This is a genomic window from Stenotrophomonas sp. PS02298 (assembly GCF_029959445.1).
Classification (GTDB): Bacteria; Pseudomonadota; Gammaproteobacteria; order Xanthomonadales; family Xanthomonadaceae; genus Stenotrophomonas.
Map to the genome: position 1 here is coordinate 1 of NZ_JASCOR010000154.1, position 10,189 is coordinate 10,189.

Consider the following 10,189-nt stretch of genomic DNA (forward strand, 5'->3'; position numbering starts at 1 on the left):
GCTATCTTTGTAGGAGCGGCGTAAGCCGCGAAGCACGCATACGATCCGATCGAGACCTGCCAGCAACACCGGCTTCGCGGCTTACGCCGCTCCCACACCCGATGAACAAGCTTGCTCGGTTAGAGCACCAGCTTCGCGGCTTACGCCGCTCCCACAGGACGAAAAAAACCGGCTGCGGATCAGGCAGCCGGGCTTGTATTTGTTCTTGCCGTCGATCAGTGGGTTGCGCTGATTGTCGTGATCGCGCCCAGGCCCGGCGACTCAAGCAACTCGCCCGGGCCGCTGCGCAGCCACTGCACCATCTCGCGCGGTCGCAATGGTCGCGAGAACAGATAGCCCTGCAGTTCGTCGCAGCCCTGCCGGATCAGCATCGTTGCTTCGGCAGGGGTTTCCACGCCCTCCGCCACCACCAGCATGCCCAGCGCGTGGCCCAGATGCACGATGGCCTGGGTAACCTCGGCGGTACCGACATCGTGCAACATGCCCTGCACGAAGCTGCGGTCGATCTTCAGCCGCTGCACCGGGAATCGATTCAGATAATGCAGGTTGGAGAAACCGGTACCGAAGTCATCCACCGCAAGTGGAATGCCATGCTGTTCAAATACATCAAAGCACTGGCGCAGGGCATCGGTATCACGGATCAGCGCCGACTCGGTCAGCTCCAGCTCCAGCCGCTGTGGCGGCCAGCCGTACTGTTGGCAGATGCTGACAACACGCTCTGCAAAGCCGCGATCACGCAACTGCAAGGCCGAGACGTTGACCGCGATGCGCTCGAACTTCAACCCGGCCTGCTGCCAGACCACGGCCTGCCGGCAGACTTCCTGCAGCACCCAGTCGCCGATATGGATGATCTCGCCACATTTCTCGGCGATCGGGATGAACTCGGCGGGACTGCATGAGCCGATCCTGCCACTGTTCCAGCGCAGCAACGCTTCGATCGAAGGGGTGGCATCGCCATTGGCATGTACCAAGGGCTGGTAGACCAGACTGAACTCGTCGCGTTCGACCGCACCATGCAACGCATGTTCGATCTCGACCCGGCGCTGGGTGCGTGCCAGCGCATCCTGGCTGTAGTACTGGTAGGTATTGCGACCGGCCTCCTTGGCCGCATGCATGGCCGCATCGGCCGCACGCAGCAGACTGTCGAAGTCGTTACGCCCCTCGTCCAGCAACGCGATCCCCACACTGGCGCCAACCTTCAAGGTGACATCCTCGCGGTAGAGCGGTTCGGCCAGCGAGGCAATCAACTTGCGCGCCACATGCCCGGCGTCTTCCGGCTCCACCAGGTTGCGCAGGATCACGATGAACTCATCGCCGTTGAAGCGTGCGAACAGGTCAGCATTGCGCAGGTTCTGGTGCAGGCGCGCAGCCGCTGCCTTCAGCAACATGTCGCCGGTGGCGTGCCCGAAGGTGTCGTTGATGCTCTTGAAGCCGTCCAGGTCGATGAACAGCATCGCCAGGATTGCACCGCGTTCGCGCGCCTCGATGATCGCTTCCGAGCCCTGCTCGCGCAGCAGCATGCGATTGGGCAGGCCGGTCAGCAGGTCGTAGTGGGCCAGCAGTTCCAGCCGCTCATCGGCCTCGCGCTCGCGGGTGATATCACGGAACAGCACCACGAAGCGCTCGGGCAAGCCATCACGCTGGTCCAGTTCGATCAGCACCTGCACCCACACCCGCTGCCCGGACGGGCGATAGAAGCACAGATCAAGCTGTTCCGGCAGCCCGCCTTCGGCGATGCGCAGCAACGCCGACTCAAAGTTGTCGCGCGAGTCCGGGATGTACAGGTCCAATGCCTGGTCCAGGGTCACCGGCGCCTTGCGCAGGCCATGGATGCGGTAGCACTCCTCGGTCCATTGCATGGCACGGGTACTGACCTCGATCTCACAGCCGCCAATACGGCCCAGCGCGGACACCCGGTTCAGCAATTCGGTGCGCCAGCGGATCAAGGCATCGGTACGGCGCTGATTGCTGATGTTCTGCACTTGCCCCAACACCCGGTGCAGGCCACCAGCGGCGTCGTAATCAAGCTCCACCCAGATGCGCAGCTGCTGCTGGGTCACCGGATCGCGGCCCCAGGTGATATCGAAACTGCCACCTTTGGCCTCATCCAACAGACGCCGCCAGCTGCAGAAAAGATGCGTGCGTGCGTCACTGTTCAGATTACGCAACCACTGCCGTCCGGTCGGTAGCGCGGCATTGCTCCAGCCAATGGCGGCGGCAAATTCCTCGGACCATTGCACGCGCTTGCGCTGCGGCTCCCATACCCAACTGCCCATGCCAGCCACGCGCTGAGCGCGACGCAGCAGGGCCTGCTGCGAACGCAGCTCGTCCTCCAGTGACTTCTGTTGCTGGATGTCGGTATAGGTGCCGACCATCCGCAACGGCTGACCATCACCAGCGCGGGTGACTACCTGCCCGCGGTCCAGCACCCAACGCCAGCTACCGTCGGCCTGACGCAGCCGAAACTGGCAGGCGAAGGGTACCTGCGGGTCATGCAGGTGCGCAGCAATGGCTTGACGCAGCAGTAACTGGTCTTCCGGGTGTGCTTCATCCAGCAGGCCGATGCCCGGTTGCGCCGCATTGGCAGCATGCTCCGGGCTGGCGCGGGTAACCGCATCGCTGACGATATCCCAGTCCCACAGGCTATGACCTGCCGACTCCATTGCCATCGCCCAACGGGCGTTGCGCGCCTCGGTATCACTGGCCACGGAATACAGATAGCCCAATGGGGTCGCAGACGGTGACTGGACCACACTGAGCCAGCCGTCCAGCCGCTGGCCGGCCCCCGGCAGCGGGCAGGCCACTGCCTCGTGCGGGTCCAATCGCTGGCGGAGCCCCGCAAGCTGCGAGCAATAACGTGACAGGCGTTCGGGCAGGCCCAGCTCCCTGGCCATGCCATTGGCGGCCAATGGTTGCCCGTCCGTGTCCAGCAGCACGACGGCCGCATTCAACGGGTGACGAAGCAGGCTAGCTATGACGCCGCGATCCACGCGATCTATCTCCATGCCCGACAAACCGGGTACCCATTCGATAACGGCACCAACCCGGCAGAATTGAGCACTTCGTCGTGCGCTCTGTGCACAAGCCGTTAAACTGGGGCGACGCTTGTCCAAACCCCCTCTCACCATGCAAGCCGAACCGGCCTCTTCCGCTCCACCCGTGCCCGTCGCACTCCTGCGGCGGCGTGCAAGCATGCTTTGGTTGCTTGCTGTGGCCGTTTTTTTGACGGCCGGCGTGGTTGCATTGCTGGCGACGGACACGAATTCATCCGACTGGCGAACCCAAAGTGTGACAGCCATCGCAGTGGCAATTTGTGCGACGCTCGTCCTGCTCTGGCGCCAGCTCTGGTCATGCAAACCCGCTGCGCACTTGCAGCGTCAGCTGCCTGCCGAGTTCGAACAGCTGGGAGCGCTACTGCATGACGGCGTAGTGATCGCCGATGGCGATACCGTTTTTTATGCCAATCCAGCCGCACGCGGCATTCTGGGCATGGGCGCCGGTCGCAGCGATGGCGCCATCCAGTCGCTGACCAACCTCGGCAGCCATGGCCCGCGTTCAAGCAAGAGCGAACTCGCCGTGCAGCTGTCACGCATGGGCGGTGAGCCTTTTCATGCCACGGTGATCACCCAGCAGCTGCACCATGATGGCAAAGCCTGCCAACTCTTTGTCATCCGCGATTTGAGTGAGCTGGAACATGGCCGGGTTGCCTTGGCCACCAGCAACGCTGAGCTGCAGGCCATGGCGGGCCGCTTGTTTTCGTTGCAGGAAGATGAGCGCCGCTCCATCTCACGCGATCTGCATGACGACATCGGCCAGGCCATCACCGCGATGAAGCTGGCCGCCTGCGCCGCACGCGATGAAGAAAACAAACCGCGTCGCCAGGACGATATCGACCAGATCATCGAGTTGGCGGATAGCACGGTGATCAAGCTACGCAACCTGTCGATGCTGTTGCGGCCACCGCAACTTGATGCACTGGGCCTTGAAGCTGCGCTGCGTTGGCAGGCTGGCCTGCTGTTCCGCTCCACCGACGTTGAGCTGCTGCTGCATGTGGACGCGCTGCCGCGCCGGCCCAGCAACGAAGTTGAACAGGCCTGTTTCCGTATTGCCCAGGAAAGCCTGACCAACGCACTGCGCCACGCCAGCGCCAGCCAGGTATCGCTGTCGCTGCGCAGCAACAACAATGGCGACCTGCACCTGCAGGTCGTGGACGATGGCGAAGGCTTTGACCCCGCCGGCCCGCGCGGCCTTGGCATGATCGTTATGCGCGAACGCGCGCAGAGTGCCGGCGGCAGCCTGCATATCGAGACCGCGCCGGGTGCAGGCACCCGTATTGATCTGCGTTTACCCTACGCAATGGACGCACTGTGACCCCCCAAGGACCTCGCCCGATGTGGAACAACAGCCCTCCTTCGCTCGGTGACCGCAATGACGCGCGCCCTGCACGGCTGGGTGCGGGCAATCCCGAGCTGGCCACCTTGGTGGACGCCGCCAACCGCACCGGCACGTCGTTGATGCTGCTACACCTGGACATCGACCACTTCGCCTCTGTCAACGAGAACATGAGTGCCGAGGTAGGCGACCAGGCTCTGATCCTTATTGCCGAGCGCCTGCGCGGCTTTCTGGGTGACCGCGGCAAGCTGTGGCGGCACGGCAGCGACGAATTCCTGATCGCGGTACCGCGCAGCAGCCAGACACCGGCGCCGGAGGTCTTCGCCGAGCAGGTTCGCCAGCAGATCGAGCTGCCATTGTCGGTGCTGCCCTACACCCTGTTCCTGACCGCCAAGATCGGGGTTGGCCTCTGCCCCGAGCATTCCAATACCGCGACCGGCGTGCTCGATCTGGCCGAAGATGCCCTGCACCAGGCCGGTCGCGAAGGCGGCAACGCGGTGCACGTGCACGTGTTGCACAAGCCCAGCAGTGCGCACAGCGAGAGCATCATCTCGCGGCAGCTGGTTGACGCCATCGACAACGGTGAGCTGCGGCTGCGCTACCAACCGCTGGTCAGCGCCCGTGATGGCCACGTCATGGGCATGGAGGCACTGCTGCGCTGGCAATCCCCAACCCTGGGCATGCTGGTGCCCGAACGCTTCATGCGTACCGCCGAGCGATTGGGCATCATCGTGCAGATCGGCGCCTGGGTACTGGAAACGACTCTGCGCCAAGCCAAGGTCTGGCGCGACCAGGGCTTCGATGATTTCAACGTGGCGGTCAATGTCTCTACGCTGCAGCTGCTGCGCCCGAACTTCTTCACCGAAGTGATGGCGATGCTGCAGTCCATCGGTGTGCCGGCGCGCATGCTGACCCTGGAAATCAACGAAAGTGCGTTGACCAACAACGTCAACTTCGTCCACGAGACCCTGGCCAACCTGCGCAACGAAGGTATCAGCCTGTGCCTGGACAACTTCGGTACCGGTGATTCAAGCCTGAGCGCATTGGTCCGCTATCCGGTGGACAAGCTCAAGATCGACCGCAGTTTCATCAAGAGCGCACCTGCGGCAAACCGCGAGGCCGCGATCAGCCGCGCCATCATTGCCATGGGCCACCAGTTGGGCATGACGGTGATCGCCAACGGCGTGGAGTCGCAGGCCCAGCTTGGCTTCCTGCGCCGCAATGACTGCGATGTATTCCAGGGCTATCTGTTTGGCGAGCCGATGTCGGCCGACGCCGCCGGCATGACCTTGCGGCGCCGCTACCTGCGGCCGGAGGCATTCGCCGAAACCCGTCCTGACCGCACGCTGCTGCTGCTGGACGACGAAGAAAACGTACTGCGCTCGCTGGTGCGCCTGTTCCGCCGCGATGGTTACCGGATCCTCGCCGCCGGCAATGTGCGTGACGCCTTCGATCTGCTGGCGATCAATGACGTGCAGGTAATCCTGTCCGACCAGCGCATGAGCGACATGAGCGGCACCGAGTTCCTTGGCCGGGTAAAGATGTTGTATCCGGACACGATCCGCCTGGTGCTCTCAGGCTATACCGACCTGAACACCGTCACCGACGCGATCAACCGCGGTGCGATCTACCGTTTCCTGACCAAACCATGGAATGACGACGAGCTGCGCGAACACATCCGCCAAGCCTTCCGCACCCATGATGAAAAGCAGGGTGTGGGGGCGGCGTAGGTTCCAGCCAGTCCTTTCCCCGTTTTTTTTGTGGGAGCGGAATAAGCCCCGAAGCTACTGACAACCCAGACCCACATGCATCCGGCGCAATTGCAGGATGCATCGATGAAAGGCCGCCTGCAGGACATCGGTGATTGCAGGTATTGCAATGACCGAAACGCCGCCAGCTTCGCGGCTGACGCCCCTCCCACAATCCTGCAACCCCACAATCCTGCAGCCGCGCCCGTCGATTACTTCGGCTGGCGGATCGGCAGCACGACGCGGAAGCAGGAGCCCTCGCCTACCGTGCTGTCCAGGTCGATGCGGCCATGATGCTTGTTGATGATGCCGTAGGAGATCGACAGGCCAAGCCCGGTACCGCTGCCGACCGGCTTGGTGGTGAAGAACGGGTCGAAGATGCGCTGCCGCAATTCCGGCGAAATACCCGCGCCGTCATCCTTGAACTCAACCCACACTTCATCGCCATTGACGCCGGTGCTGACCACGATGTTGCCGCGATCGGCAATCGCATGGCCGGCGTTGAGCAGCAGGTTCATATAGACCTGGTTGAGCTCCGATGGCAGGCATTCGATCATCGGCAGTTCGCCGTAGCGACGTTCCAGCGTGACCTTGTACTTGAGCTCGTTCCAGATGATGTTGATGGTCGATTCGAGGCCGGCATGCAGGTCGACCAGCTTCCACGACTCGTCGCGGCCGGAATACGAGAAATCCTTGAGATCGCGCACGATGCGGGTCACCCGCTCGATGCCTTCGCGTGATTCAGCCATCAGCTGCGGCAGGTCGCGACTGATGAAATCGATGTCCAGACGGTCGCGGATATCATCGATTTCCGGGATCAAGGCCTTCGGATCGGGTGCGCGCAACGCACGCTCATAGGCCTCGATCACCGTAAACAGGCTGCGCAGATATTCCTGCAGGCTGCCCAGGTTGGAGTGGACGTAGCCGATCGGATTGTTGATCTCGTGGGCGACGCCGGCGGCAAGCTGGCCAATGGAGGCCATCTTCTCCGACTGCAGCAGTTTTTCCTGGGTGCCGTTCAAGCGAAGATAGGCTTGGCGCAGCTCGGCATGGCGTTGCTGCAACTCGCGCTCGTAGTCTTCCGGGCCGTCGATGTGCTGGAACAGCGCCAGGAATGCTTCGCCGGCCTCATCACTGTGATGGTGCAGATGCAGGGTGATGACCCGGTCGCCAACCGGCAGGCTGCCGACCCAGCTTCCCGAAGCACGGGCCTGCGACAGCGCGAACGGCGGCAACAAAGCCTCGAGCTGATGACCAAGACCGACACTGCCAGGGCCATCCACGCCAAACAATTCGCGCACCAGGCCGTTGGCGATGCTGACTTCGAATTTTCCGCTGAAAACCAGCATCCCGTGCTGGACACGCTCGCCGAGGGCTCGCAATGTGGCCGCCGAGGGGATTGGCATGAGGGTACTGCTATCGATCTGGGTCACGGCGGCCGGTACAAGCTCAGGAACAGGCCGCCACTATAGCCGGATGCGCGAATTCGATCGCGGCGCGTACGCCGCATCTGCCATCGGTCAGGCTACCGCCAGCGGCCGCCGCGCATGTACGGTCTGGGCCTGGCCCTTGGCATCGTAAGAGGGTGCGCTCTCGCTGCGGCCGAGTTGACGGAGCGCCCAGTTGACCTCGCGGCGGCGGCGAGCCAGCAACATGCCGTTGGCATGGTTGCGCTCTGCCAGCTCCTTGAGCTTGTCAGCTTCATGCAGCGGGGGCTGCCGCTCCAGCTCGCGCAGGGCTTCCAGTTTGTTGCCCGTGGCGGCAACCAGGGCCGGCACATCGTGCTCGGCCAAGGCGCGCTGTTCGCGGTCCAGCGCTTCGCTCAGGCGCTGCAACGGGTCGCCCATGGACAGGTTCATCCCTGCAGCTGCTGGTCCAGACCCAGCATGCGCGTGGCAATGGCGTCGGGGTTGATCTTGTAGCTGCCGTTTTCCAACGCCTCGCGCACAGCCTGTACGCGGGCCTGGTCGATGGCAGGGGCAGCGCTCAGCTCGCGCTGAACGGCCTGCAGCTGGGTAGCCTCGCCGGTCAGGCGCACGCTGTCGGCAGCCTCAACGGGCTTGGGCTTGGCATCGCCTGCGGCGGCCACCTTGGTGTTGATGGCTACGCTGCGCAACTGCGCTGCGGCCTGAATACCACCGTCGATTTTCTGGCTCATGTGATGGAGTCCTGATTCGGTTCAAAAACGATAACGGCAACGCCGGGGGATTCTTTAGTGATTTATCGGCTGACCAGCACGTCACCGGCAGGGGTGGCAATACCCTGCATCACCCGGCGTGAAGACAGGTTCTCGACCGAGACCCGCTCACCCTCACCCGCATCCCCCAGTGCCTTGCCCGCCATCCGCACCTCCACCCCGCCCCGGCGCGATACGAGCGCAACGCTGTCGCCGCGACGGACGGTACGGGGCGCGACCAGATCGGTCGCCGACAGCAGGCTGCCTGCGCTCAATGCGCGCCGTGCAACCCGGCCCACGGCCGCTTCCGGCTTCAACAGCACCGCACCAGCCAAGCGTGCCGTATCGCGCTTGACGCTGCCTATATCGGCCGCTGCCAGGGTTTCTCCAGCAGCCACGCCGCGCGCCAGAACCAATACCTGTTGCTCACGCCGGACCTTGACCGGGACAAACAGACGCCAGCCGCCAGCCTGCGGGCAGGCCACCTCCACCGTCGTGTTGGCAGTAACACTGGCCTGCAACGGCTGCGCACATGCAGGCAGGCGCAGGTTCGCATCGAGGATGGCCTCCCCGCTCTCCCCGGCCGCCAAGGTGGCCAACGCAGCGGCCCGGATGGACTCCACCGGCTGGAACGCGGTAGCCCAGGCCAGTGACGGCAGCAACAGACATATAGGTAGGAGTAAGCGCATCGGCAGCGGCCACCCGGCTCTGTAATAGTTCAATGGATCCATCTGCAAGTGCCGTGCCAGTCCGGATGCAGACAGACACTCAAGTTGTCGCCACCTGCCGCCGATACAGCCCTCATGTCACAAGACCTGCTCAACCGAATAGACCAGCGCACCCGGCTGGCCGGCCACAACCGCCTTGCCCTGCTGCTGTTCCGCCTTGGCGGCCGTCAGCTTTTTGGCGTGAATGTATTCAAGGTGCAGGAAGTGCTGCGCCGCCCGGCGCTGTTCCAGGTGCCCGGGCTGCCGACCCAGTTCGCCGGCGTTGCTGATGTCCGTGGCCGTTCGGTGCCTGTATTGGACCTTGGTCTGGCCATTGGCCACCCGGAGCGTGAACCCGAGGCGGACACGTCGCCGGGCTACCTGGTGGTGACCGAGTTCAATCGCTCGGTGCAGGGTTTCCTGGTCAGCGGGGTTGAGCGCATCGTCAACATCGCGGTGGAAGATATCCACCCTCCACCGGAGTTGGGCGCAGAATCGACGTACTTGACCGCCGTTACCCGCTTCCAGGGTGAGTTGATCCAGGTCATCGACGTGGAAAGCGTGCTCGCGGACATCGCCCAGGTACGTAGCGAAGCGGTGCTCGACCCATCCATGGCGCTGCCCGACGACGCTCCGGCGATGCAGGTGCTGGTGGTTGATGATTCACGCGTGGCCCGCCAACAGATTCGCAGCGTACTGGACCAGCTGGGGGTGAGCGCCACCCTGCTTTCCGACGGCAAGCAGGCACTGGAACACCTATTGCAGATCCATGCCTCGGGCGAGAACCCAGCCGAGCGCTACGCCATGGTGATCTCCGATATCGAGATGCCGGCGATGGACGGCTACACGTTGACGACGGAAATCCGCCGCCATGCTGGGTTGGCTGGTCTATATGTGCTCCTGCACACCTCGTTGTCGGGCGTTTTCAACAACGCCATGGTGGAACGGGTCGGCGCCAATGCCTTCGTGGCCAAGTACAGCCCCCATGAGCTGGCTGATTTCGTCCTGCAGCGGCTGCGGCATGTAGCTGAGACCCAGTACGCGTATAGCTGAGCCTGACCGGCTCTAGTGCCGAGCCATGTTCGGCAATGGCTTTACCGGTAGAGCCCCTGCCGAGCATGGCTCGGCCCTACAGGGCTTTCTGGCACAGGGTTTGCAGCTTCCCC

8 protein-coding genes are annotated in these 10,189 nt (G+C 63.3%); 3 read left to right on the top strand and 5 right to left on the bottom strand.

Annotation, left to right across the window (positions count from 1 at the left end):
* Nucleotides 1-215: 215 nt before the first annotated feature.
* The gene (locus tag QMX78_RS17415) at nucleotides 216-2,990 is read right to left on the bottom strand and encodes a GGDEF domain-containing phosphodiesterase (protein ID WP_282271895.1); all 2,775 of its coding nucleotides are present in this window, start codon (nucleotides 2,988-2,990) and stop codon (nucleotides 216-218) included.
* Between the two features lie 379 nt (nucleotides 2,991-3,369).
* On the opposite strand from QMX78_RS17415, the gene QMX78_RS17420 reads away from it, so the two are divergent.
* On the top strand, nucleotides 3,370-4,371 hold the full coding sequence (locus tag QMX78_RS17420; RefSeq protein WP_282271883.1) for an ATP-binding protein: 1,002 nt from the start codon (nucleotides 3,370-3,372) through the stop codon (nucleotides 4,369-4,371).
* A 20-nt stretch (nucleotides 4,372-4,391) separates the two neighbouring features.
* Nucleotides 4,392-6,122 (top strand): EAL domain-containing protein, encoded by a 1,731-nt coding sequence (locus tag QMX78_RS17425; protein ID WP_282271885.1) that lies wholly within the window; start codon nucleotides 4,392-4,394, stop codon nucleotides 6,120-6,122.
* A gap of 230 nt (nucleotides 6,123-6,352) precedes the next feature.
* Here the strand turns inward: QMX78_RS17425 and QMX78_RS17430 are convergent, their stop codons facing one another.
* The 4 genes from QMX78_RS17430 to flgA form a co-directional block, all read right to left on the bottom strand.
* A complete protein-coding gene (locus QMX78_RS17430; protein WP_282271887.1) occupies nucleotides 6,353-7,546 on the bottom strand; it encodes an ATP-binding protein in 1,194 nt (397 codons plus the stop codon).
* A gap of 114 nt (nucleotides 7,547-7,660) precedes the next feature.
* On the bottom strand, nucleotides 7,661-7,993 hold the full coding sequence (locus QMX78_RS17435) for a flagellar protein FlgN (protein WP_282271897.1): 333 nt from the start codon (nucleotides 7,991-7,993) through the stop codon (nucleotides 7,661-7,663).
* 2 nt (nucleotides 7,994-7,995) lie between these two features.
* A complete protein-coding gene (flgM, locus tag QMX78_RS17440; protein WP_282271889.1) occupies nucleotides 7,996-8,298 on the bottom strand; it encodes a flagellar biosynthesis anti-sigma factor FlgM in 303 nt (100 codons plus the stop codon).
* Between the two features lie 62 nt (nucleotides 8,299-8,360).
* On the bottom strand, nucleotides 8,361-9,005 hold the full coding sequence (gene flgA, locus QMX78_RS17445; RefSeq protein WP_282271891.1) for a flagellar basal body P-ring formation chaperone FlgA: 645 nt from the start codon (nucleotides 9,003-9,005) through the stop codon (nucleotides 8,361-8,363).
* A 114-nt stretch (nucleotides 9,006-9,119) separates the two neighbouring features.
* Between flgA and QMX78_RS17450 the strand changes: the two genes are divergently transcribed.
* Nucleotides 9,120-10,076, top strand: a complete 957-nt coding sequence (locus QMX78_RS17450; protein ID WP_282271893.1) for a chemotaxis protein — start codon at nucleotides 9,120-9,122, stop codon at nucleotides 10,074-10,076.
* The last annotated feature ends 113 nt before the right edge of the window (nucleotides 10,077-10,189 follow it).